Genomic DNA, 21,640 nt, shown 5'->3' on the forward strand with positions numbered 1-21,640 from the left:
CAAACCATGGTTGCGAAACGAGGTCCGATGAGAACTGCGGCAAAGGCTCTGCTGAGTCGGGTCGAATTCCCGGTGCTGCTGGCCGGCCTTGTCGTCGCCGCCGGCCTGTGGGGCTTCGTGGAGTTGATGGAGGTGGCACGGGCCACCACGCCGCACGCCTTCGACGCTGAAATCATGCTTGCCTTCCGCCAGGCCGGCCAACCCGGTATCCCGATCGGCCCGCCATGGATGGAAGGGGCGATGCGCGACATCACGAGCCTCGGCAGCACCAGCGTGCTGGTGCTGATCACGGCGGCGACGATCATCTATCTGCTGTTGATCCGCAGGCCCGGGACCGCGCTTCTCATCTTCGTCGCCGTGGCGGGCGGCCAGATGCTGTCGAGCCTCCTGAAGCTCGGCGTCGACCGGCCGCGGCCCGAACTCGTCTCGCATCTGGTCAACGAGACCTCGCTTTCCTTCCCGAGCGGCCACGCGATGCTTTCGGCGGTGACCTATCTCACATTGGGCTCGCTTGCGGCGCGCTTCCTGCATGGCCGGACGACGAAGATCTATGTTCTGGCGCTCGCCGTGCTGACGACGGTGCTGGTCGGCATCAGCCGCATCTATCTCGGCGTCCACTGGCCGTCGGACGTGCTGGCCGGCTGGTGCGCGGGCTTTGCCTGGGCCATGCTGTGCTGGTTGGCGGCAAGGGTCCTGCAGCGGCGCAGGGTGGTGCGTGACGACGTCTGACGACGCTCGACCGGGAAGCGGTCAGATCAGCCGGTTGATCAAGTGTCCGCAGCCCGTTAGCAGAAGGACCACCGATACCAGGCATGCCGATGTCGTCAATGTCTTGAAAATGGTCAACCACGTTATCCCCTGCCCCAGATGGAACACCATAGCTCTCAATGTTCGGGATGTATCCGAAAAACGCTCGACAGCGATGATGATCAAGGCTCAAGCGTGCATGCTGATGCTTGAAACATCATAATGGTCGTATTATACATCATATCCGCAGACTCAGACGGGGATCCCGGCCGATGATCACTGCCGCGCAGATGCGCGCCGCGAGGGCGCTGGCCGGCATCGATCAGAAGACGCTCGCCGAGCGCGCCGGCGTTTCGCTTCCCACCATCCAGCGCATGGAAGCGAGCGACGGCGTGGTCAGGGGTGTGGTCGATACGCTGATGAAGGTCATCCAGGCCCTCGACGAGGCCGGGGTGGAGCTGATCGGCGAGAATCAACCCAGTGAGCGCGGCGGCCGGGGCGTGCGCCTCAAGCCTGCCGTGCCGCCCAATCCGAAAGCTGAGCCGGCATAAGTCGCGACGGCGACCGCCGACAGTCCTGCCGACGATCCCGCCGCCTTTCAGGTGCGGAAGCAGTCCATGGACGAGATCGGGCAGACACTCAACGAAACCGCGCGCAAACCGACCCATGGGCCGGCAAAGCCGACTTTTTCCGAACTGTTCACACCGAAACTGGTGACGGTCTGGCGCGAAGGCTACAGGCTCGAACATCTCAGGGCCGATGCCATTGCCGGGCTGACCGTCGCCATCGTCGCCTTGCCGCTGTCGATGGCAATCGCCATCGCATCAGGGGTGACGCCGGAGCGCGGGCTCTACACATCGATCATCGGCGGCTTCATCATCTCGGCGTTCGGCGGCAGCCGTTTCCAGATCGGCGGCCCCGCGGGCGCCTTCATCGTGCTGGTGGCGGCGACGGTCGCGCGGGTCGGCGTGGACGGGCTGTTGCTGGCGACGATGATGGCCGGCATCTTCCTCATCGCCATCGGCTATCTGCGGCTCGGCACCTACATAAAGTTCATTCCCTATCCGGTGACGGTCGGCTTTACCGCCGGTATCGCCGTCATCATCTTCTCGGGCCAGATCGTCGAACTGTTCGGGCTGAAGCTCGCCGGCAAGGAGCCAGGCCCGCTGGTGCCGAAGCTGACGGCGATCGGCGAGGCGGCCGGCACGATCAATCTCGCGGCGACCTTCGTGGCGGTGCTGACAATCGCAACCATCGCTTTCCTGAAGCGCTGGCGGCCGAAATGGCCGGCGATGTTGATCGCCATCGGTCTGGCGTCGCTCGCGGTGGCGCTGTTTGCGCTGCCGGCCGAGACGATCGGCACGCGCTTTGGCGGGATCCCGCGCAGCCTGCAATGGCCGGCGCTTCCCCCCGTCAGCCTCGACAGGATGATCGACGTGCTGCCGGACGCCATCGCCTTCGCGTTGCTAGGCGCCATCGAATCCTTGCTGTCGGCCGTCGTCGCCGACGGCATGACCGGCCGCCGGCACCGTTCCAACTGCGAACTGGTGGCGCAAGGCTTCGCCAACATCGCCTCGGCCCTGTTCGGCGGCATCTGCACCACCGGCACCATTGCCCGTACCGCCACCAATGTGCGGGCCGGCGCGCACGGGCCGGTTTCGGGCATGATCCACTCCATGATCCTGCTCGTCCTGATGCTGGCGGCAGCGCCGCTCGCCAGCTACATCCCGCTCTCCGCCCTCGCCGGCGTGCTGGCGGTGGTGTGCTGGAACATGTTCGAGAAGCAGGCTTTCGCCACGCTGCTGCGCGCCTCGCGCGGCGATGCGCTGGTGCTGATGGCCACCTTCCTGATCGTGGTCTTCCGCGACTTGACCGAAGGCATCGTTGTCGGCTTCGCGCTGGGCTCGATCCTGTTCATCGACCGCATGGCGAAATCCATCGCCGTCGAGGCCGACCAGACGCTGGTGCCTGAGGACGTCGCCGACCGCGAGAGCGTCTATGATTCCAGGGACGCGACCGACGCCGACACCGTCGTCTACCGCATCACCGGCGCATTCTTCTTCGGCGCCGCTTCGACCGTCGGCGCGGTGCTCGACCGCATCGCCGACCAGCGCAAGAACTTCATCCTCGACTGCTCGGCGGTGCCGTTCTTCGATTCGACCGCGGCCAATGTCATTGAGGGTGCGGCGCACAAGGCCAGGCGCGCCGGCGTGCGCTTTGTCATATCTGGCGCTTCGCCGCAGACAAGACGCACGCTGATCAACCACGGCCTCAAGCGCCCGCTGGTGACCTACGCCGCCTCGATCCGGGCAGCGCAGGCGCAGTTGGAGGGGAAGAGGGCAGCGCAGTAGCTTGCATTCTGCTTTCTTCCAACGCGCCGGGAAGCACCTCTCATGGATTGAGCGATCGTGAACCGCTGACAAACGGACTTCCCCGGACGTAAAATCGCAGCAGGCGGTCGGCATCCTTCGAAATGCCGATCCGAACGCTCTGCCCGATTTCGCCGGGGTCGCGGCCATCGCTTGCAAGCCATAGAGGGCCTTCCCGGCAAAGATCGAGCCCGTCGAGCGAACGGTCGATCCGCAACGCCATGGCGAGCCTTCCCGGTCCTCGCGCCAGGTCACGCAGGCGCTCGATGCCGCGATTGAGCCGCATGATCGAAATGCCGTCGAGCGGCTCGAGTGCCCTGATCAGGACGCCGGTTCCGATGCCGGGCATCTCGCTCGAGACATTCAGCATGTATGAGATGCCGTAGGCGAGATAGACATAGGCATGCCCGCACTCGAGGAACAGCGAGCGATTGCGCGGGGTCATTCCCCTGAAGCCGTGCCCGGCAGCATCGCCGGCGACATACGCCTCGGTCTCGACGATGCGGCCGCTGGCAATGCCTTCGGGCAATTCCCGGACCACGATCTTGCCGATGAGATAGCGCGCGAGAGCGGCCGTATCGTGCGGCAGTTCCGAGCGGGCGAGCGGGCGGCGGACGACCATCCTCATGGCGGCTGGTTTTAGATCCGCCCGGCCCATGTGGCAAAGACTCTCGTGAGTCCGCTCGGGATATCTGGCTTCTCAATCGAGCTTCAGCGCCGCGACTTCGCCCTCGTTCATCAGGGGGGCATAGAGGATCGACTTGCCGTCGGTGCGGATGCCGGTGCGCGAATGGAGGGCCAGCCCCTGCCCGCGAGCCATCCAAGGCGAATGACCGCATGACCGGCGATTAATGCCCTCGCGTCACCTCGCCGCCAATTCCTCCGCGGGCGGAGCGCCGGCAAGATCGTCGCGCGCCTTGCGGGCCAGCTTCTTCGTCGAGCGCCTGGGACTGTCGCCGAACAGTTCGGCCGCCTCGGCAAGGCAGGATTTCCTCAGGCTCTTTTCGGAATGCTTCAGGAGTTTGCCAAGGAGTTTCGTATCCCCGGGCGGTCCAAGCGGCTCGCCGCCGGCCTCCAGCATCGCCCGCATGACGAAGACGTCGTGCAGTTCGCCGAGTTGCTCTGCGAGCTTGTCGACCGCCTTGCGACGAGCCTTGATTGGCGTCGGCCACAGGCGGCCGAGCAGCGACAGATGCATGCTGTGGGTCTTGGCCGCCTTGCGCAGGTCGTGGAAATCCTCGGCCCCGCCGCTCGAGGCCGCCTTGTCCAGTGCTTTGCGCGCGCGCCGCAATGTGGCGCGGGCGCCCTCGGCCAGAATGTCGGCGGCCCGCTCCGGCTGGTCCGGCAAGGACAGGCTGTCGACGCGTTCGAGGCCCTCCTGGCAGGCGGCGATGGCAGCTTTTATGGCCGCATCGAGACCGGCGCCGGCATGAAGCGCGTGCTGGCGCATCACCAGGCGATCGCGGGCGGGGCCGAGGCCGTGACCGGCGCTTTGCCCCGGAAAGGCGTCGGCCAGGCGGTCGATCGTCTCGATCAAGGCGGTCGCCTCGCGCGGTCCGGCGAGCAGTGCCGAGACCTGCTTGTAGCACTCGTTCTCCGTACGGCAGAATGTTTCGTCACCGGAACGAACGAGCTGTAACAAGGCGCGCACGCTCTTCAGTCGTTTGCGGGATTTGTGCAGTCCCTGCTCCGGCTTGTGACGCGCCGTGTCGAGATGAGCAAGCGCCTTGCCGATTTCCTCGGCCAGGATACGCCTGACCTCGCCGGTCAGCGGCAGGCGCGGATCAATGCGAAAGCTCATGCGGCGATCTCCGGAATCCCCCCGAGGGCGAGCGACGCGTTGTAGAACTTCTGTTCGCCAGTCACTTCGCGGCCGAGCCAGTCTGGCAGCAGTTCATCCGGAACATCGTCCGGCGTCTCGAGTTCGGCCATCACAAGCCCCGCCAGCGCGCCGCCGAAGACATCGACTTCGTAGAGATAGCCGCCATGCCTAACATGATGACGTGTCTTCTCGATGACACGCCCGATGGCGAAGCCGAGCATCTCCACGGCGTCGGCCAGCGGAATGGGATATTCGAATTCGTCGCGCTCCCGCGCCGTGCTGCCGAATTTGAGCGTCAACCTGGCCGAGGCGCCGTTGCTGATGCGCACGCGCACCGTGCGTCCTGGCGCGGCGGCGAGATAGAACTGGAGGATGCGGACGTCCGTCTCGACCAGATCCCGCCATGCCGTGCCGGAGACCAGGAACTTGCGCTCGACTTCCTTGCCCATGGCCGCGCACTAAAGCCCGCGCGGGCCGGCATGGCAAGCCATGTCCGGGATCGGATTTGACTTTAATCAATCGATTGATTAAAGTGTGCCGCATGATCAAGCCGCCCGAAGCCCGAACTCCTCGCCGCGAGCCGCCCGCCGCGGAGATGACACGTGAAGCCCTGGTCCGCGCGGCGCTCAAGCTGTTCGGACGACAAGGCTTCGACGGCACCTCCACGCGCGAGATCGCGGCGGAAGCCAAGGCCAATATCGGTTCCATCGCCTATCACTTCGGCAGCAAGGAGGGGCTGCGCCTCGCCGCCGCCGACCATATCGTGGAGACTATACAGTCGGTCGCCGGCCAGGCACTCGGCGAGGCGCGGGCGCCGGCAATCGCGAACCCCGAGACGGCGCGGGCACAGCTGTTCGCGGCGCTGGAGCGGATGGTGGCATTCGTCGTGGCCCAGCCGCAAGCCGGTGAGATCGTGCAGTTCGTGCTGCGCGAGCTCTCGCATCCGACCGCGGCGCTCGACCGCATCTATGACGGCGTGTTCGAGCCGACGCATCGGCGCCTGTGCCTGCTCTGGGAACAGGCGACCGGCGAGGCGGCCGAGAGCGAGGCGACCCGGCTCACCGTGTTCACGCTGATCGGACAGGTCATCTATTTCCGCATCGGCCGCGAGGCGGTCATGCGCCGCATGGGCTGGCGCGAGATCGGCGCCGCCGAGGCCGCCAAGGTGGCGGCCGTCACATCGGACAACCTCAGCGCCATACTGGCCGCCCGGAAGGGATCGAGACGATGAGCTTTCTTTGTTCGCTGCCGCTTGCCGCTCAACTCTTCGGCGCCTGCGCACCGGCTTCTCCGCTGGCCGTCGGCTATGTCGAAGGCGACTATGTGCTGCTGGCGCCGATCGAGGTGGCGCAGGTCGAGACCGTCGCGGTCAAGCGCGGCGATCGCGTCACATCGGGCACCACGATCGTGACGCTGGAAAACGCCGACGCGAAAATCGCGGTCGCACAGGCCACGGCAAGTCTCGCCCAGGCGCGGGCGCAGCTTGCCGATCTGCAGGTGGGCAAGCGGCCGGAAGAAATCGCCGCCCTCAAGGCCCAGGTCGACATGGCCAAGGCGCAGGCTGACGATGCCAGACGCAAATACGACCGCGCTGCCGACCTCTTCAAGCGCGGCACCGGCACGCAGGCCGACTACGACACCGCCTCGGCCACGCTGGAGACGGCCAACGCGCAGGTCGGACAGGCGCAGGCCAATCTCGCCGCCGGCGGCCTGCCGGCGCGTCCCGAGACGATCAAGGCCGCCGAAAGTCAGGTCAAGCAGGCACAGGCCGCGCTCGACCAAGCGGCGTGGCGGCTATCCAAGCGCACCCTGGCGGCCCCTTCTCCGGGCCGCGTCAGCGACGTCATTCGCAATCCGGGCGACACGGCAGGGCCGACCGCGCCCGTCATCTCCGTGCTGCCCGACGGCGCGGTGAAGCTCAGCGTCTATATACCCGAAGCCGCCTTCTCCTCGGTCAAGGTCGGCACTTTGCTCCGCGTCCATTGCGACGGTTGCGGCCCGGATGTGAAGGCGCGCGTCAGCTATGTCTCGCCCGATCCGGAATTCACCCCGCCGGTGATCTATTCGCTGGAGAACCGGCAGAAGCTGGTCTACCTCGTCGAGGCGCGGCCGGAGGGCGGCGCCGGCGCCTTGCAGCCGGGCCAGATCGTCGACGTCGAGCTGGCGGTTTCAGGAAAATGAACGTCATCGACGTGCACGGCCTGGTCAAGCGCTTCGGCGACAAAACCGTCGTCGACCATGTCACGATGACGGTGGCGGAAGGCGAGATCGTCGGCTTCCTCGGCCCCAACGGCTCGGGCAAGACCACCACCATCCGCATCATGTGCGGCCTGCTGACCCCGGACGAGGGCGAAGGCACGGTGCTGGGTTTCGACATCCTCACCGACAGCCTGCGCATCAAGCGCGAGGTCGGCTACATGACGCAGAAATTCTCGTTCTACGAGGATCTGACGATCGGCGAGAACCTCGAATTCGTGGCGCGGCTCTACCGGCTGAAGCCGGTCGAGGAGCATGTCGCCAGGACCCTGGAGGAGCTCGGCCTGACGACACGCCGCAACCAGCTCGCCGGTACGCTATCGGGCGGCTGGAAGCAGCGGCTGGCGCTGGCCGCCTGCATCATGCACAAGCCCAAGCTGCTTCTGCTCGACGAGCCGACGGCCGGCGTCGACCCCAAGGCGCGGCGCGAGTTCTGGGACGAGATCCACCGGCTGGCGAGCGGCGGGCTGACCGTGCTGGTCTCCACCCACTACATGGACGAGGCCGAGCGGTGCCATCGCATCAGCTATATCTCCTACGGCAAGATGCTGGCGACGGGCACCGTCGCCGAGGTGGTCAGGAATGCCGGCCTGACCACTTTCGTCCTGCAGGGCCCGCGCCTCGACCAGGTGGCGCAAGCGCTCGAAGGCCGGCCGGGCGTCGACCAGGTGGCGCCGTTCGGCGCGACGCTGCATGTCGTGGGAGCCGACAGGAAGAAGCTGGAGACGGCGCTGGCCGATGTCGAGAAGGAGCACAAGGGCGTGACGGTGGCGCCGGGCGAAACCAGCCTCGAGGACGTCTTCATCCAGTTCATGTCCGGCTCGAAGGACAACATGGCATGAACGCGGTCTTCTCCTTCGCCCGGCTCGGCGCGCTGCTGATCAAGGAGTTCATCCAGATGCGCCGCGACCGCATCACCTTCGCCATGATGCTGGGCGTGCCGCTGATCCAGCTGGTGCTGTTCGGCTACGCCATCAACAACGACCCGAAGAGCCTGCCGGCGGCACTCGTGGCGACGAGCAGCGATCCCTATACGCGCGCCATGGTCTCGGCGCTGCAGACCACCGGCTACTACCGTTTCGACCATGTGGCGCAAAGTGCCGAGGAGGCCGAATTCCTGATGGCGCGCGGCGACGTCGCCTTCGTCGTCACCATTCCGGCCGATTTCGCGCGGCGGGTGGAGCGCGGCGACAATCCGCAGATCCTGATCGAGGCCGACGCCACCGACCCGGCGGTTGCCAGCGGCGCCATCTCGACGCTCAGCACCGTCGCCGGCCAGGCGCTGCTCAGAGCGCAAGGCATGCAGGAGGCCGCCGCCGAGGCCGCCCGGGGCCAGCTCGATGTGGTCGTGCACCGGCGATACAATCCGGAGGGCATCTCGCAATACAACATCGTCCCCGGCCTGCTCGGCGTCATCCTGCAGATGACGATGGTGATGATGACCTCGATCGCGCTGACACGCGAGACAGAGCGCGGCACGATGGAGAACCTGCTCGCCATGCCGTCGAGCCCGCTCGAGATCATGCTGGGCAAGGTGCTGCCCTATCTGGCGGTCGGCGCGGTGCAGGTCGTGGTGGTGCTGGCGGCGTCGAAGCTTCTGTTCGCCATTCCCTTCACCGGATCGATGACGCTGCTCTTGTCGGCGGTGCTGGTGTTCGTGCTGTCCCTGGTGCTGCTCGGCTACACGATTTCGACCGTCGCGCGCACGCAGATGCAGGCCTTGCAGCTCACCTTCTTCTTCTTCCTGCCGTCGATCATGCTTTCAGGCTTCATGTTTCCCTATCGCGGCATGCCGGGCTGGGCGCAGATCTTCGGCGAGATCTTTCCCCTGACGCATTTCCTGCGCATCACCCGTGCCGTCATGCTGAAGGGCGCGCAGCTGCCGGCGGTGGCCGTGGAGATCGGCTGGCTGGTGGTGTTCGTGGCGCTGTTTGCCGGCGTCGCCCTGGTCCGCTTCCGCCGCACGCTGGACTGAAAAACAGCCCCTGAGAGGGTCCAGGGTTCCATCGAGCCCTGGACCCTCCCGTTGGAACCATGCTTCTGCCCCGGCGTTGTCGATCAGCCTCGCCGCTGCCACTTGCGGGCCAAGACGGCCCCCTCAGTGCAAGCGAAGCCCTTGGCATCTCGAGTCCGGCCGGATCATCTGGCGGGATGCGGAATGCCATCAAAACAACGGGATAGAGCGCAGACTTGCAAGTGTATTGCGCTCTATCGACCAGCAATGGAGGCAATGATGAGACTGTATCTTTCCGCCACCGCGGCCGGGCTTCTGCTAGCCGCCGGCATCGGTGCCGCCGCTGCTCAGGACGTGATCATCGAGCCGCAGCAGGAGACCGTTATCCGCGAATATGTGCACAAGAAGCCGATCGCCTCGGTCGACCTGCTGGGCGTCCAGCTGGCCATCGGCTCGACCTTGCCGGACACTGTTGAGCTGCATGCGATCGATGTTCCTGATGTGCAGTACCGCTATGTCGTCGTCAACGGTCAGACCGTCCTCGTCGATCCCGGAACCCGTCGCATCGTGAAAGTCATCGACTGACGGCACCGTCATCAGCTGACGGGCACTGGGCAATTCCAGGAAAAGTGCGCAGCGGTTTCCATCCGGAATTGCGAAACAACAAGGCTGCCCGCCCTGCCATGCAGGGCGGGCGTCAAGCGGCAGCAGCCATGATCTTGGCATAGGCGTCGAAATCGACATTGCCGCCAGACAGCACCACGGCCACGCATTTGCCGGCCAAGTCGATCCTGCCCGACGAGAGCGCGGCGAGCCCGACGCAGCCGCCGGGCTCCACGACGAGCTTGAGATGGGCCATGGCGTCGCGCATGGCCTGCTTCGTCGCCTCCTCCGAGACGGCAATCCCGCCGGCCAGCGTCCTGCGATTGATCTCGAAAGTGAGCGCGCCCGGCTCGGCGACGAGAAGTGAATCGCAGATCGAGGTGTGGCCGGGCTCATTCGCTACCCTGGTGCCCTTGGCCAGCGACCGGCTGGTGTCGTCGAAAAATTCCGGCTCTGCCGCCCAGACGGCGGTGGCGGGCGAACCGTCCTTGACCGCGATCGAAATCCCGCTGCTCAGCCCGCCGCCGCCACAGGGAACGATGACGGCGTCGAGGCTCACGCCAAGCGCCTTGGCCTGACGCAGCAGTTCGAGGCCGATCGTGCCCTGGCCGGCGATGATGGCGGGATCGTCATAGGGCGGCACCAGGACCATGCCCTTCTCCACGTAAGGCCGCACCACGGCCACGCGGTCTTCGCGGACGCGATCGAAGGCGACCACTTCGGCGCCCATCTTGCGGACATTGCCGATCTTCATGGCCGGTGCGTCCGACGGCATGGCGATGACCGCCCTGACGCCGAACATGGCGGCGGAAGCGGCAACGCCTTGCGCATGATTGCCCGAGGAAAAGGCGACCACGCCGCGGCCACGCTCCTCGGCCGATAGCGAGGACAGCTTGTTGTAGGCGCCGCGGAACTTGAACGAGCCGGTACGCTGCAGCGTTTCCGGCTTGAACAGGATGCGGCCGCCGAAGCGGCTGTTGAGCTCGGGCGATTCGATCAGCGGCGTCTCGACGATAAGGCCGGAGAGCCGGGCGGCGGCGGCGTGGATATCGGCGATGCCGGGAGGCGTGGTCATGGCGGGTCCTGTAAGATGTGGTCCGGCCATGGTGCACGCAAAGGGCCGCGCGAGGCCAACAAAAAAATGTAACCCTCACAAGGTTTGAGATCACGACGGCCGGCAGTGCTGGCAGTCACCTGCCTGCCGGTCCGTCCAGTTCAACCCTCACCCCAACAACGTCCGCTGCCGCTTGTTGCCGCCGGCCTTGCGCCAGGCGTTGAAGCGATGGGTGGCGGCGGCAAAGGAAATCTTCATCTGCTGGGAGACCGAATAGCGCGACTTGCCTTCGTCGAACATGCGGTAGCAGCACTCGACGCCTTCCTCGGTCAGCTTGCCGTCGAGGGTCTTGTTGTGCGGGTTGGCGGGATCGAACTTCTCGATCTGCTGCTCGACCAGACCTTTCAGGCGCTGCAGATCGGCCTCGATGCTGGCTATGAGGTCGAGGACGGGTTTCGGGTCGAAGTGATGGGCGTGCGGCTTTGCAGTCATCGGCGGCTTCCTCGGTTGTTGGCTTGAGTTTCGTCATATAAGTGAACATTTGCCGATAATGAAGAGGCGGCGCCGAATGGCGGCTTCAACAAATCTTGACCACTGCCCAGGCGCACGATTGACCGATGCGGCAGCAAACTTTAGTTTAGAACAATTCTAAACTAGGGTGATTTCCTCATGCTTTCCCGTGTTTTCGGCTTCGGCCGCCGCTCCTTCGATTCGCTCTCCGAACAGGAGATCCTGGCGCTTGCCATCTCGTCGGAAGAAGACGACGGGCGCATCTATCGCGCCTATGCGGATGGGCTGGCGGAGGATTTTCCGCAATCGGCCAAGATGTTCGAGGACATGGCCGAGGAGGAGGACGGTCATCGCGACGCGCTGATCGAGCTTTTCCGCAGGCGTTTCGGGGAGCGCATTCCGCTGATCCGGCGCGAGCATGTGAAGGGCTATTACGAGCGCAAGCCCGACTGGCTGGTCAAGCCGCTCGGCATCGAGCAGGTACGCCGCCAGGCCGAGGCGATGGAGCGGCAGGCCTATCTGTTCTATGTCGAGGCGGCCAGGCGCACCACCGATGCCTCGACCAGAAAGCTGCTCGACGAACTGGCGGCGGCGGAACAGAGCCATGAGAGCATGGCGCAGCGGCTGGAGCAGCAGCACGTGCCGGGCACCGTGAAGGTCGAGGAGGCGACGGCCGAGCAGCGCCAGTTCATCCTCACCTATGTGCAGCCGGGACTGGCCGGACTGATGGACGGTTCGGTATCGACGCTGGCGCCGATCTTCGCCGCCGCTTTTGCCACGCACGACACCTGGCAGACGCTTCTCGTCGGCCTCGCCGCCTCGATCGGCGCCGGCATCTCGATGGGCTTCACCGAGGTCGCCTCCGACGACGGCAAGCTGTCGGGCCGCGGTTCGCCGGTCAAGCGCGGCCTGACCGTGGGCATCATGACGACGCTCGGCGGCCTCGGCCATGCACTGCCCTACCTCATCCCGCATTTCTGGACGGCGACAGCGGTTGCCGCCGTGGTGGTGTTCTTCGAACTCTGGGCCATCGCCTTCGTCCAGAACCGCTACATGCAGACACCCTTCCTGCGCGCGGCCTTCCAGGTGGTGCTCGGCGGCGCGCTGGTGTTCGCGGCGGGCGTGCTGATCGGGAACGCATAGGGTTCTTCCTTCTCCCCCTTTTGGGAGAAGGAAGGACCTGCCGATTACCCGTTCACCGCCCGGCTATCCACCGGCGCCTGTTGCCTTTCACTCAAGCCATAATCGCGCACGACGTGCGCGATGCGCAGGCGGTAGCCGGCAAAGATGCCGCCGCGCCCGGCCTGCTGGGCCTGCCGGTGTTCTTGCGTGTTGCGCCAGGCCTTCACCGCTTCCTCGTCGCGCCAGAACGATAGTGACAGGATGCGGTCCGGATTGGCGAGGCTCTGGAAGCGCTCGACCGAGATGAAGCCATCGATGCTTTCAAGCAGCGGCCGCAACTGCGCGGCGATGTCCAGATAGGCATCGCGCCTGCCCGCAGCCGGCTCGACCTCGAAGATGACGGCGATCACGGCAGCACCAGCTTCGCGTGCGGGCCGGACGCCAGTTTCAGGAACATGCGGTCCTCCTTGAGGATGAATTTTTCACGGCGGGCGAATTCGTAGTTTGCCTTGCCGGCCGGGTCGGCGGCAAGCCGGGCCCTATAGGCTTCATAGGCAGCCAGGCTTTCTATGTTGTAGGCGGCATAGGCGGTCGTGGCCGAGCCTTCATGCGGCGCGTAGTAGCCGATCAGGTCGGCGCCGCAGCGCGGAATGGCCTGGCCCCAGTTGCGGGCATATTCCTCGAACGCGGCCTTGCCGAACGGATCGATCTCGTAGCGGATGAAGCAGGTGATGGTCATTTCGGTCTCCCTGAATTTGACGCACAGATAATTCGATCTCTGTCGAAACGTCGCCTACGCCGGTGTGCTAAGCAGTTTCCTGTCAGGAGCATCGTCAGCGCTCCTTGAGCTCAGCGAAGGATAGTGATTATCTGGCGAGAATGCTTCGATAGGGATGAAACTATGCGCGAAGGACCCGACATTGCCCGCATCGCCAGCCTGATCGGCGACCCGGCCCGCGCCAACATGCTCAACGCACTGATGGGCGGCACGGCGCTGACGGCAAGCGAACTGGCGCTTGAGGCCGGCGTCTCGATGCCGACCGCCTCCTCGCATCTGTCGAAACTGATGGAAGGCGGGCTGCTGACCGTGGCAAGCCAGGGCCGGCATCGCTATTACGGGCTCGCCGGGCCGCAGGTGGCTGAAATGATCGAAGCCATCGCCGGCGTCGCCGAAACCATCGGCCCCAGGCGCGTGCGGCCGGGCCCGCGCGACGGGGCGATGCGCGTGGCGCGCGTCTGCTACGATCATCTTGCCGGCGAGCAGGCGGTGGCGATGCTCGACCGCCTCATCGACCGGAGACTGCTGCTGCGAGACCACGGCGAAATCCGCTTGGCGCCTTCGGCCGCCTCGCATTTCGCGGCGCTAGGGATCGATGTGGAGGCGAAGGCCCGGCGGCCGGTGTGCCGCGCCTGCCTCGACTGGAGCGTACGGCGCTCGCATCTCGCCGGCACGCTGGGCGCCGCCATCCTCGACAAGATCCTCACCGAGAAATGGGCGCGCCGGGAGAAGGACAGCCGCGCCGTGATTTTTTCGCCGCCCGGCAAACAGGCGTTCGAGAAGGTGTTTTTGGCTTGAGCTATCGGCGCTGTTGCCAGCATCGATTCGTCGGCGGGACAGGCGCGAAGGATCGCCGCGCTGCAAATGCGGGCAGGATTACCCCCGCTTCAACACCTTCCCCTTCTTGAAGAAATCCTTCCACGGATCGGCTTCCGCGAGTTGCTTCAGCGTCGTCTTGTCGCCGATGGGGAATGCGTTCGGCGGCAGGCCGGCCTCGATCTCGGCCCAGGTCACCGGCATCGACACCGTGGCACCCTTCTTGGCCCGCGACGAGTAGGGCGCCACCGTGGTCGCGCCGCTGCCATTGCGCAGATAGTCGACGAATATCTTGCCGGTGCGCGCCTTCTTGGACAGCGTCGCTGTGTAGCGGTCGGGCGCGCCCTGTTCCAGCGCGCGCGCGAAATCATGGGCGAAGCCTTTCACCTCCTCCCAGTTGGCCGACGGCTTCAGCGGCACGACGACATGAAAGCCCTTGCCACCCGACGTCTTGACGAAATTGGGCAGCGACAGCTCGTCAAGCTTGCCCCTTATGTCGAGTGCCGCCGCCCGCACCGCCTTCACGTCGACGCCTTCATCGGGGTCGAGATCGAAGACGATCTGGTCAGGTCGTTCGAGCTCGTCGATGGTGCAACCCCAGATGTGGATCTCGACCACGCCGAGCTGGACAAGTGCCGCGACGCCGTCGAAGTCACGGATAAACAGGATTTCCTCGCCATCCGTGGGATCCCTCGTTTTCTCGATCTTGTCATGCATGCCTGGCGAGGCATGCTTCTGGAAGAAGCGCTGGCCGCCGACCCCGTCGGGGGCCCTGACCAGGCTGAGCGGGCGGTTGACCACGAATTGTTTCATGCGCGGCCACACCAGCGCGTAATGATCGAGCAGCCCCTGCTTGGATATCTTTTCGTCGGGCCACAGCAGCTTTTCTGGGTGGGACAGCTTCACCGTGGTGGTTGCCGCCCTTGCCGGCGTTGCGCCGCTTGACGCCGGCTTGGCCCGGGCCGTGCTTTTGCCTGTCGGTGCCTTCGGCTTTTCCTGCACGACTTCCTCCGCCGGCTTGTCCTCGCGCAGCCCCTGGAACGAGGCGTGGCGTACTATACGGTCGGAGGTCCAACTGCGGAACTCCACTTCGCCGACAAGCTCCGGCTTCACCCAGACCAGGCCCTTGCCCCTCGGCACGGCCTTGTCGAAGGGCGACGACTTCGTTTGCAGCGCATCGAGCTTCTTCTTCAGGGCATTGGCGCCGCCGGTCGAGAAGCCGGTGCCGACGCGGCCGGCATAGTGCAGCTTGCCGGCCTCGAAATAGCCAAGCAGCAGCGAACGCAGCCCGCGCCCGGTCTTGTCGGACGGCAGGTAGCCGGCGATGACGAACTCCTGTCGCAGCGTGCATTTCGACTTCACCCAGGACGGCCCGCGCCCGCTGCGGTAGACCGCGTCGGCGCGCTTGGAGACGACGCCCTCCAGTCCCATGCGGCAGGCATGCTCGAGCATGACCTTGCCGGGCTCGGCGAAATGGTCGCTGAATTGGACCGCCGAATCCTCCGGCTGGCCGGCCAGCAATTCCTGCAAGGCCTGCTTGCGCTCGACCAGCGGCTCGCGGCGCAGGTCCCGCCCATTCAGCCGCATCAGGTCGAAGACGTAGTAGATGAAGCGATCCGTGCGCTTCGCCGACAGGTCGGCCTGCAAAAGCGCGAAGGAAGAGACGCCGCTGTCGGCCAGCACCACGATCTCGCCGTCGATGATGGCGTCGCTGCATTTCAATCCGGCGAGCTCGGCGACGATCGCGTCGCCGAATTTCTTCGTCCAGTCGAGGCCGGTGCGGGTGAGCAGCCGCACGTCCGTGCCGGCGATCTGCGCCTGCATGCGATAGCCGTCGAACTTGACCTCATGCAGCCAGTCCTCGCCCGGCGGCGCTTCCCGCTCGAGCGTGGCCAGTTGCGGCTCGATGAAGTCGAGGCGCTTTGCGTGTCCGGCCTTGGCCTGGGCGGCGGCCGGTTTGTTGGAGTGCCAGACTTTCGCCTTCTCCCCTTTCGCGGCCTTGCCCGCCCCGACCTCCTCGATCGTCAGGCCCGACTTCACCGATTTCGGCGCTTCCTCCAGAATATCCTCGCCCGGGCGCGCCGCGCCATCGTCCGACTTGATCAGCAGCCAGTTGTCGCGCTTCTCGCCGGGGCGCGGTCTCAGCCGCACCAGGTGCCAGCGGCCGTGCAGCTTGTGGCCGTTGAGCTCGAAGTTGATATGGCCCTTCTTCATCGCCTTGGCCGGATCGCCCTCGGGCACCCATGTGCCCTCGTCCCAGACGATGACCGAGCCGGCGCCATATTCGCCCTTGGGAATGGTGCCCTCGAACGGCGCATAGTCGATCGGATGGTCCTCGACATGCACGGCGAGCCGTTTCTCGTGCGGATCGAGGCTGGGCCCGCGCGTCACCGCCCAACTCCACAGCACACCGGCATGTTCGAGGCGCAGGTCGTAATGCAGCCTGGTCGCGGCGTGCTTGTGGATGACGAAGATGCCGCCGGCCTCGCTCTTCTTGCCGCGGGCGACCTTGCCGGAGGGTTCGGCGGTTTTCCTGAAATCGCGCTTGGCATGATATTGTTCGAGGCTGGCCATCGCTACGTGTCCTCACGCCGATTTGCGCTTGGGCGCGGCTTCTTTAGGCTTGCCGCGTTTGGCCGCCGGCTTGGCTTTCGCCGAGGCCTTGCCGCGACGTTCGCCCGATCCGCCATCCGACGAAAGGCTCTTCTTCAGCGCATCGAAAAGATTGACGACATTGGACGGCTTGGGCGCCGCCTTGGCCTTCGGCGCCTTGCGGCCCGCCTTCTTGGCGCGGATCAATTCGAGCAGCGCATCCTCGTATTTGTCCTCGAATTTCGAGGGATCGAACTTCGCTTTCTTCTTGTCGATGATGAGCTCGGCCAGATCGGTCATCTCCTGATCCGTCTTTACCGATTCGATGTCGCCGAAGACGGTGTCCGGCTGGCGCACCGTGTTGTCGTAGCGCAACGTCGTCAGCACCATGCCCTTGCCGAGCGGTTCGATGAGCACGGGACGTTCGCGCCGATAGAGCACGATGCGCGCCAGGCCCGCCATCTTCTTGCCGGCCATCGCGTCGCGGATGACGGCGAAAGCGTCCTGCGAGACCTTGTCGGCCGGCGCGACGTAATAGGGCGTATCGAGATAGATCTGCTCGATGGAGGATTTGTCGACGAAGCCGTCGAGGCTCATTGTGTGCGAGGACTCGATCTGGATGGCCTCGATCTCGTCCTCTTCGATGTGGATGAACTTGCCATCGTCGTCCTCGTAGCCCTTTATCTCGTCGCCATCCTCAAGCGGCTTGCCGGTTTCGGCGTCGACATAGATCCGCTTCACCGTGTTGCCCGTCTCACGGTTGAGGATGCGAAAAGAGACCTTCTCGGCATGGGTGACGACATTGGTCAGTTCGATGGCGCAGGTGACCAGCGAAAGCTTCAGATAGCCTCTCCAGGCGGGACGCGGCGCCATGATGATTTCCTGTAGAGAAAGACCTGGCTGGAACGGACGACGACCCCAACGGTTCCAATCCGGTCGAGCCAAGGCCGGCGCGATTGCCACCGGCCCCGGCTCTTTCAGCCCCTATTCGGCGGCCTGCAGGTTGATCTTGCTTTCCGCTATTTCGGTCAGCTTTCGATCCGTCGCCTGCTCTTCCTTGAGGTTCTTGGCCAGCACGTTGGCGCAGTCGCTGCGGCCAAGCTGCTTGGCCCAGGCGATCAAAGTGCCATAGCGGGTCATCTCATAGTGCTCGACCGCTTGCGCCGAGGCGATCAGCGCCGCATCCAGCACCTCCTTGTCGTCGACGTCGCCGCTGACGTCGTCGGCTTCCTCGAGGATGCCGTCTATGGCCGGGCAGTTGACCTCCTTGGCCTTGACGCCGTGCAGTTCGAACACCTGCTCTACGCGCTCGACATGGCCCCTGGTCTGCTCGAGATGTTTCTCGAAGCCGGCCTTCAGCTGCGGATCCGTCGCCTTGTCGATCATCTTCGGCAATGCCTTCTCGATCTGCTTTTCGGCATAATAGATGTCGCGCAGCGTGTGCACGAAGAGGTCGTCCAGGGTTTTGATGTCCTTCGAAAAGAAGCCCATGATTGCGGCCCTTCCTTTGCTCTTGCGGTTGCGGGTTAGCGTGGGGCCGCAGGTCGGCGGCCCCATGGGCCGGCCATGCCGGCTCGAAGAATCAACGTCTCGTCCCAGGCCGGGTTCCGGACTTGCGGCGGCGAGCAAGGAAAATTCTCCCGCCAGGGCGAAAGCTGAAACGCAACCGCACCCAGGCGACATCCAAACGAAACATATGTGATGCAAAAGTCACACACGCCGAAATGGCGACAAACGGCGTGGAAAGACCCCGAATCAGCCGCATTCCGGCCATGAAGCGACGGGTTTTCGACCAGAAATTAACATCGCGTTCACCGACTATTCACGCCTCGACGCTATGATTTCCGCAATTCGGAAGGGACACCCGAAAGTCGGGACAGGGACAGGTAAAATGAACTTCCTCACGCACCTCATCGGCTATGCCGCAGCCATCCGCGAATTCGTCGCGCCGACCTATCGGCCCGAGCGCTACTACATGCGCGGGCCGGGCCCGGCCTGCGCTCGTCGCGGCACCTCGCTGGGCGCGCACTGACCATGACTTTCGAGAGCCGACACAACAGCCGCATCTGCAGGCCTGACGCCGAGTCGCGCGCCACCACCTATCGCGCCGAGCGCCCGACCTTCGCCGATCGGCGGCGTGCGACATCGCCGCGGCTTTGAGACCGCCTTCGCCGGCTTTATGTCTCAAGACACAGGCCGCCGAGGCCTGCGTGAGCGACCTTCTCCAGTCCAGTCGGCCCCAGTCCAGTCGGCCCCAGTCCAGTCGGCCCCAGTCCAGTCGGGTCCAGTCCAGTCGGGTCCAGTCCAAGCCGTCCTTCTGAATACCCTTCGATGCAACCCAGCCGCTGACCGTCTTCGACGGCGTCGGCTCCAGCCGGGATGATCGTGCGCTACCGCGGCCGGCTCGTGCCGTCCGGAGCACACGGCTCCAGCACAATCGTGCCGCCGGCCACCTTGCCGAGTTCTCGGCAACCCTGGTCTGTGCACAGTGTCCAACCATCACCGGTCGCGCCGGAGGCGGCGAGCATAAGGCTTCGCTGCGGCCCGGCCTTCGGCGCATAGGCCCACCAGCCGTCTCGCAGCACCGCGCCCTCGGGTGGTTCCATGCCGGCGCCCGAGCCCTTTATGCGCGCCTCGGTGACTTGCAGGCCGGAAGGCATCACCTTCCAGTGCTCCTCCCAGCGCGTGCGCTCCACCGAGTGCGTCCAGGACAGGGTGAAGGCGGCGGCCGCGAGCGTCACCGTCTTGCCGGCGGCAAGGATACACAGGCTCATGCTTGGGCCGCCGCCCGCCGCGCGCGCCAGAAGTGCCAGCCGATCCAGGCAAACGACAATGCCCAGCCCGTCTCGTCGGTGAGCGGGATCGCCGCGACCAGCAGCACGCCGGCACAGAAGGCGACGAGCCGTTCCCACCACGCCATGCGCCTGGCAAGGAAGCCGACGGCGGCGGCGCCCCACAGCACGATGCCCATACACGCCTTGACGACGATGTAGGCGACCTCGACGGGGTAGCCGAACTGGGCGGCGATCGGGCCTGGATCCTGCAGCATGAGCGCCGGCGTGTAGACCGCCATGAACGGCACGACGAAACCGGCAATGGCAAGCTTGGTCGCCTGGATGCCGATCTTGAGGCCGCTTTCCCTGGCCATCGGGGCGGCCGCGAAGGCGGCCAGCGCCACCGGTGGCGTAAGATCGGCCATGATGCCGAAGTAGAAGACGAACATATGGCTGACCACCAGCGGCACGCCGAGCGACAGCAGCGCCGGGCCGGCCAGCGAGGAGGTGATAATGTAGTTGGGAATGGTCGGGATGCCCATGCCGAGCACCAGGCAGGTGAGCATGGTCAGCACCAGAGACAGGAACAGATTGTCCTGGCCGATGGAGATGATCCAGCCGATGAAGGTGGAGGCGATGCCGGTGAGCGTCAGCGTGCCGATGACGATGCCGACGATGGCGCAGGCGATGCCGACCGGCAGCGCGTTCTTGGCCCCTTCGGCGAGTGAATCCACGCAGATCCGCAGCGTTTCGCGCCCGCCCTTGAAGGCGAAGCAGGCGACGACGAGAGCGACGATGACGAGGCCGAGTATGTTGACGCCGAAGCGCATGAACGAGGCGGCGGCGAGCCCGAGCGCCAGCCAGAAGACGACGCGGAAGGCGAGCGGTCCGATCAGGGCCGCCAGTGGCGTGCCGAGGATGAGCACGATGGTCAGCGCCAGCCCCATCGTGCCGGCGAAGATCGGTGTGTAGCCGGCAAACAGGAGATAGATGAGGGCCGCCAGCGGCAGCACCAGCGGCCAGTGCTGGCGCACGGCATCCCAGGGATTGGGCAGTTCGGCCTTGGCCATGCCGTGCAGGCCGGCCTTGCCGGCTTCCAGATGCACCTGCCAGAAACAGGCGCCGAAATAGAGCAGCGCCGGGATGATCGCCGCCTTGACCACTTCGGCATAGGGGATGTTCAGCGTCTCGGCCATGATGAAGGCGACCGCGCCCATCACCGGCGGCATGATCTGGCCGCCCATCGAGGAGGTCGCCTCGACGGCACCGGCGAAAGCCGAGCGGAAGCCGAAGCGCTTCATCAACGGGATGGTGAACTGGCCGCTGGCCACGACATTGGCAACGCCGGAGCCGGAGATGGTGCCCATCAGCGCCGAGGACAAAACGCAGACCTGCGCCGGGCCGCCGCGCCACGAGCCGACCAGGCCGAGCGCGAAATCGTTGAACAGCGCGATCATGCCGGCGCGTTCGAGGAAGGCGGCGAAGACCACGAAGATGAAAATATAGGCGGCCGAGACATAGACCGGCGTGCCGTATATGCCTTCGGTGCCATAGGCGAAAGTGTCGACGAGCTGGGCGAAATCGTAGCCGCGATGGATGAAGGGCGGCGGCAGATGGTTGCCGACGAAACAATAGGCGAGAAAGATGAAAGCGATGATCGCCAGCGGCAGTCCCATCAGCCGCCGGGCCGCCTCGAAGACCAGCACCACCAGCACCGCGCCGACGACAAGATCCGGCGTGGTGAGGAAACCGGAGCGGCGGATGAGGTCGGTGTAGAACACCCAATTGTAGAGACCGGTGCCGAAGCCGAGCACGCCGAACGCCCAGAACACGGCCTTGGCCGGCAGGCTTCGGGCGCGCAGGTTGGCGATCAGGCCAAAGCCGAGCAGCAGCAGGAAACCGACATGCATGGCCCGCACCACCTGGCTCGGGATGCTGCCATAGGCGGCGACGTAGATCTGGAACACGGAAAAGGCAACGGCGATGAGGAAGGCAGCCTTGCCGGCGATGCCGTCGCCAAAGCCCGGCGGCAAGCCTTCGACCTGCTCTTCGGCGACGGGGAGATGGAAGGTGGAGGATTTGCCGTCGGCTGCTTCGCTCATCCGACGCACTCCAAAATGAGCGAATGACAGTGCGAGGCGCCCCCCTCTGCCCTGCCGGGCATCTCCCCCTCAAGGGGGGAGATCGGCAGTATCGGTGTCGGCGTTCTTTCAGCAACGTCAGCAGTTGGCGAAGGAGGTGAC

At 65.1% G+C, this 21,640-nt stretch carries 23 protein-coding genes; 11 read left to right on the forward strand and 12 right to left on the reverse strand.

The window, feature by feature from the left end:
* Positions 1-27 precede the first annotated feature (27 nt).
* From FJ428_RS10095 to FJ428_RS10105, 3 genes are all read left to right on the forward strand, one after another.
* The gene (locus FJ428_RS10095) at positions 28-729 is read left to right on the forward strand and encodes a phosphatase PAP2 family protein (RefSeq protein ID WP_140879375.1); all 702 of its coding nucleotides are present in this window, start codon (positions 28-30) and stop codon (positions 727-729) included.
* A gap of 290 nt (positions 730-1,019) precedes the next feature.
* A complete protein-coding gene (locus FJ428_RS10100) occupies positions 1,020-1,298 on the forward strand; it encodes a helix-turn-helix transcriptional regulator (RefSeq protein WP_140491757.1) in 279 nt (92 codons plus the stop codon).
* A 66-nt stretch (positions 1,299-1,364) separates the two neighbouring features.
* A complete protein-coding gene (locus FJ428_RS10105; RefSeq protein ID WP_140524399.1) occupies positions 1,365-3,098 on the forward strand; it encodes a SulP family inorganic anion transporter in 1,734 nt (577 codons plus the stop codon).
* Between the two features lie 40 nt (positions 3,099-3,138).
* Here the strand turns inward: FJ428_RS10105 and FJ428_RS10110 are convergent, their stop codons facing one another.
* The 3 genes from FJ428_RS10110 to FJ428_RS10120 all read right to left on the reverse strand — a co-directional run bounded on the left by FJ428_RS10110 (position 3,139) and on the right by FJ428_RS10120 (position 5,387).
* Positions 3,139-3,738 carry a DNA-3-methyladenine glycosylase gene (locus tag FJ428_RS10110; protein WP_140524445.1) on the reverse strand — a complete coding sequence of 200 codons (600 nt, stop codon included), beginning with the start codon at positions 3,736-3,738 and terminating at the stop codon, positions 3,139-3,141.
* 240 nt (positions 3,739-3,978) lie between these two features.
* Positions 3,979-4,917 carry a CHAD domain-containing protein gene (locus FJ428_RS10115; protein WP_140524401.1) on the reverse strand — a complete coding sequence of 313 codons (939 nt, stop codon included), beginning with the start codon at positions 4,915-4,917 and terminating at the stop codon, positions 3,979-3,981.
* Positions 4,914-5,387, reverse strand: coding sequence for a CYTH domain-containing protein (locus FJ428_RS10120; protein WP_140662566.1), 474 nt, complete (start codon positions 5,385-5,387; stop codon positions 4,914-4,916). The genes FJ428_RS10115 and FJ428_RS10120 overlap by 4 nt, the downstream gene beginning before the upstream one ends.
* Before the next feature lie 92 nt (positions 5,388-5,479).
* Here FJ428_RS10120 and FJ428_RS10125 point away from each other — a divergent pair, with 92 nt between their 5' ends.
* The 5 genes from FJ428_RS10125 to FJ428_RS10145 all read left to right on the forward strand — a co-directional run bounded on the left by FJ428_RS10125 (position 5,480) and on the right by FJ428_RS10145 (position 9,733).
* Entirely contained in the window at positions 5,480-6,169 is a 690-nt protein-coding gene (locus tag FJ428_RS10125; protein ID WP_140563811.1) for a CerR family C-terminal domain-containing protein, read from the forward strand.
* The gene (locus FJ428_RS10130; protein WP_140524405.1) at positions 6,166-7,119 is read left to right on the forward strand and encodes an HlyD family efflux transporter periplasmic adaptor subunit; all 954 of its coding nucleotides are present in this window, start codon (positions 6,166-6,168) and stop codon (positions 7,117-7,119) included. Before FJ428_RS10125 ends, FJ428_RS10130 begins: the two co-directional genes overlap by 4 nt.
* Entirely contained in the window at positions 7,116-8,036 is a 921-nt protein-coding gene (locus tag FJ428_RS10135) for an ABC transporter ATP-binding protein (RefSeq protein WP_140491769.1), read from the forward strand. Before FJ428_RS10130 ends, FJ428_RS10135 begins: the two co-directional genes overlap by 4 nt.
* Complete coding sequence (locus FJ428_RS10140) at positions 8,033-9,169, forward strand: ABC transporter permease (protein WP_140559144.1); 1,137 nt, start codon at positions 8,033-8,035, stop codon at positions 9,167-9,169. Before FJ428_RS10135 ends, FJ428_RS10140 begins: the two co-directional genes overlap by 4 nt.
* A gap of 258 nt (positions 9,170-9,427) precedes the next feature.
* Positions 9,428-9,733 (forward strand): DUF1236 domain-containing protein, encoded by a 306-nt coding sequence (locus FJ428_RS10145; RefSeq protein WP_140491773.1) that lies wholly within the window; start codon positions 9,428-9,430, stop codon positions 9,731-9,733.
* A gap of 112 nt (positions 9,734-9,845) precedes the next feature.
* Here FJ428_RS10145 and FJ428_RS10150 read toward each other — a convergent pair whose 3' ends face one another.
* The gene (locus FJ428_RS10150; protein WP_140491775.1) at positions 9,846-10,826 is read right to left on the reverse strand and encodes a threonine/serine dehydratase; all 981 of its coding nucleotides are present in this window, start codon (positions 10,824-10,826) and stop codon (positions 9,846-9,848) included.
* Between the two features lie 147 nt (positions 10,827-10,973).
* Positions 10,974-11,297: a hypothetical protein gene (locus FJ428_RS10155; protein ID WP_140491777.1), complete on the reverse strand. Its 324-nt coding sequence runs from the start codon at positions 11,295-11,297 to the stop codon at positions 10,974-10,976.
* A 177-nt stretch (positions 11,298-11,474) separates the two neighbouring features.
* Here FJ428_RS10155 and mbfA point away from each other — a divergent pair, with 177 nt between their 5' ends.
* On the forward strand, positions 11,475-12,458 hold the full coding sequence (gene mbfA, locus FJ428_RS10160) for an iron exporter MbfA (RefSeq protein WP_140491779.1): 984 nt from the start codon (positions 11,475-11,477) through the stop codon (positions 12,456-12,458).
* Between the two features lie 44 nt (positions 12,459-12,502).
* Here the strand turns inward: mbfA and FJ428_RS10165 are convergent, their stop codons facing one another.
* Together FJ428_RS10165 and FJ428_RS10170 are read right to left on the reverse strand one after the other, a co-directional pair.
* On the reverse strand, positions 12,503-12,847 hold the full coding sequence (locus FJ428_RS10165; RefSeq protein ID WP_140554710.1) for an antibiotic biosynthesis monooxygenase: 345 nt from the start codon (positions 12,845-12,847) through the stop codon (positions 12,503-12,505).
* Complete coding sequence (locus tag FJ428_RS10170; protein WP_140491782.1) at positions 12,844-13,176, reverse strand: NIPSNAP family protein; 333 nt, start codon at positions 13,174-13,176, stop codon at positions 12,844-12,846. The genes FJ428_RS10165 and FJ428_RS10170 overlap by 4 nt, the downstream gene beginning before the upstream one ends.
* A gap of 162 nt (positions 13,177-13,338) precedes the next feature.
* Here FJ428_RS10170 and FJ428_RS10175 point away from each other — a divergent pair, with 162 nt between their 5' ends.
* Positions 13,339-14,013 (forward strand): winged helix-turn-helix domain-containing protein, encoded by a 675-nt coding sequence (locus FJ428_RS10175; protein ID WP_140554711.1) that lies wholly within the window; start codon positions 13,339-13,341, stop codon positions 14,011-14,013.
* A 78-nt stretch (positions 14,014-14,091) separates the two neighbouring features.
* Here the strand turns inward: FJ428_RS10175 and ligD are convergent, their stop codons facing one another.
* From ligD to FJ428_RS10190, 3 genes are all read right to left on the reverse strand, one after another.
* Entirely contained in the window at positions 14,092-16,605 is a 2,514-nt protein-coding gene (gene ligD / locus FJ428_RS10180) for a DNA ligase D (protein ID WP_140649522.1), read from the reverse strand.
* 12 nt (positions 16,606-16,617) lie between these two features.
* Positions 16,618-17,496, reverse strand: coding sequence for a Ku protein (locus FJ428_RS10185; protein ID WP_140649511.1), 879 nt, complete (start codon positions 17,494-17,496; stop codon positions 16,618-16,620).
* A 111-nt stretch (positions 17,497-17,607) separates the two neighbouring features.
* Entirely contained in the window at positions 17,608-18,114 is a 507-nt protein-coding gene (locus tag FJ428_RS10190) for a ferritin-like domain-containing protein (RefSeq protein ID WP_140491790.1), read from the reverse strand.
* A gap of 400 nt (positions 18,115-18,514) precedes the next feature.
* On the opposite strand from FJ428_RS10190, the gene FJ428_RS10195 reads away from it, so the two are divergent.
* Positions 18,515-18,655 carry a hypothetical protein gene (locus FJ428_RS10195; protein WP_013892047.1) on the forward strand — a complete coding sequence of 47 codons (141 nt, stop codon included), beginning with the start codon at positions 18,515-18,517 and terminating at the stop codon, positions 18,653-18,655.
* 358 nt (positions 18,656-19,013) lie between these two features.
* On the opposite strand, the gene FJ428_RS10205 is transcribed toward FJ428_RS10195, so the two are convergent.
* Complete coding sequence (locus FJ428_RS10205; protein ID WP_140491792.1) at positions 19,014-19,397, reverse strand: DUF1850 domain-containing protein; 384 nt, start codon at positions 19,395-19,397, stop codon at positions 19,014-19,016.
* Positions 19,394-21,499, reverse strand: a complete 2,106-nt coding sequence (locus tag FJ428_RS10210; protein WP_140879376.1) for a TRAP transporter permease — start codon at positions 21,497-21,499, stop codon at positions 19,394-19,396. Before FJ428_RS10210 ends, FJ428_RS10205 begins: the two co-directional genes overlap by 4 nt.
* Positions 21,500-21,640 lie beyond the last annotated feature (141 nt).

Origin of the sequence: Mesorhizobium sp. B2-8-1 (genome assembly GCF_006440955.1) — a bacterium.
GTDB lineage: Bacteria > Pseudomonadota > Alphaproteobacteria > Rhizobiales > Rhizobiaceae > Mesorhizobium.

What these genes read in the sequence shown, in the direction of transcription:
- FJ428_RS10095 (WP_140879375.1), top strand. Translation starts at nt 28, where the DNA reads ATGAGAACTGCGGCAAAGGCTCTGCTGAGTCGGGTCGAATTCCCGGTG.
- FJ428_RS10100 (WP_140491757.1), top strand. Translation starts at nt 1,020, where the DNA reads ATGATCACTGCCGCGCAGATGCGCGCCGCGAGGGCGCTGGCCGGCATC.
- FJ428_RS10105 (WP_140524399.1), top strand. Translation starts at nt 1,365, where the DNA reads ATGGACGAGATCGGGCAGACACTCAACGAAACCGCGCGCAAACCGACC.
- FJ428_RS10110 (WP_140524445.1), bottom strand. Translation starts at nt 3,738, where the DNA reads ATGGTCGTCCGCCGCCCGCTCGCCCGCTCGGAACTGCCGCACGATACG.
- FJ428_RS10115 (WP_140524401.1), bottom strand. Translation starts at nt 4,917, where the DNA reads ATGAGCTTTCGCATTGATCCGCGCCTGCCGCTGACCGGCGAGGTCAGG.
- FJ428_RS10120 (WP_140662566.1), bottom strand. Translation starts at nt 5,387, where the DNA reads ATGGGCAAGGAAGTCGAGCGCAAGTTCCTGGTCTCCGGCACGGCATGG.
- FJ428_RS10125 (WP_140563811.1), top strand. Translation starts at nt 5,480, where the DNA reads ATGATCAAGCCGCCCGAAGCCCGAACTCCTCGCCGCGAGCCGCCCGCC.
- FJ428_RS10130 (WP_140524405.1), top strand. Translation starts at nt 6,166, where the DNA reads ATGAGCTTTCTTTGTTCGCTGCCGCTTGCCGCTCAACTCTTCGGCGCC.
- FJ428_RS10135 (WP_140491769.1), top strand. Translation starts at nt 7,116, where the DNA reads ATGAACGTCATCGACGTGCACGGCCTGGTCAAGCGCTTCGGCGACAAA.
- FJ428_RS10140 (WP_140559144.1), top strand. Translation starts at nt 8,033, where the DNA reads ATGAACGCGGTCTTCTCCTTCGCCCGGCTCGGCGCGCTGCTGATCAAG.
- FJ428_RS10145 (WP_140491773.1), top strand. Translation starts at nt 9,428, where the DNA reads ATGAGACTGTATCTTTCCGCCACCGCGGCCGGGCTTCTGCTAGCCGCC.
- FJ428_RS10150 (WP_140491775.1), bottom strand. Translation starts at nt 10,826, where the DNA reads ATGACCACGCCTCCCGGCATCGCCGATATCCACGCCGCCGCCGCCCGG.
- FJ428_RS10155 (WP_140491777.1), bottom strand. Translation starts at nt 11,297, where the DNA reads ATGACTGCAAAGCCGCACGCCCATCACTTCGACCCGAAACCCGTCCTC.
- mbfA (WP_140491779.1), top strand. Translation starts at nt 11,475, where the DNA reads ATGCTTTCCCGTGTTTTCGGCTTCGGCCGCCGCTCCTTCGATTCGCTC.
- FJ428_RS10170 (WP_140491782.1), bottom strand. Translation starts at nt 13,176, where the DNA reads ATGACCATCACCTGCTTCATCCGCTACGAGATCGATCCGTTCGGCAAG.
- FJ428_RS10175 (WP_140554711.1), top strand. Translation starts at nt 13,339, where the DNA reads ATGCGCGAAGGACCCGACATTGCCCGCATCGCCAGCCTGATCGGCGAC.
- ligD (WP_140649522.1), bottom strand. Translation starts at nt 16,605, where the DNA reads ATGGCCAGCCTCGAACAATATCATGCCAAGCGCGATTTCAGGAAAACC.
- FJ428_RS10185 (WP_140649511.1), bottom strand. Translation starts at nt 17,496, where the DNA reads ATGGCGCCGCGTCCCGCCTGGAGAGGCTATCTGAAGCTTTCGCTGGTC.
- FJ428_RS10190 (WP_140491790.1), bottom strand. Translation starts at nt 18,114, where the DNA reads ATGGGCTTCTTTTCGAAGGACATCAAAACCCTGGACGACCTCTTCGTG.
- FJ428_RS10195 (WP_013892047.1), top strand. Translation starts at nt 18,515, where the DNA reads ATGAACTTCCTCACGCACCTCATCGGCTATGCCGCAGCCATCCGCGAA.
- FJ428_RS10205 (WP_140491792.1), bottom strand. Translation starts at nt 19,397, where the DNA reads ATGAGCCTGTGTATCCTTGCCGCCGGCAAGACGGTGACGCTCGCGGCC.
- FJ428_RS10210 (WP_140879376.1), bottom strand. Translation starts at nt 21,499, where the DNA reads ATGAGCGAAGCAGCCGACGGCAAATCCTCCACCTTCCATCTCCCCGTC.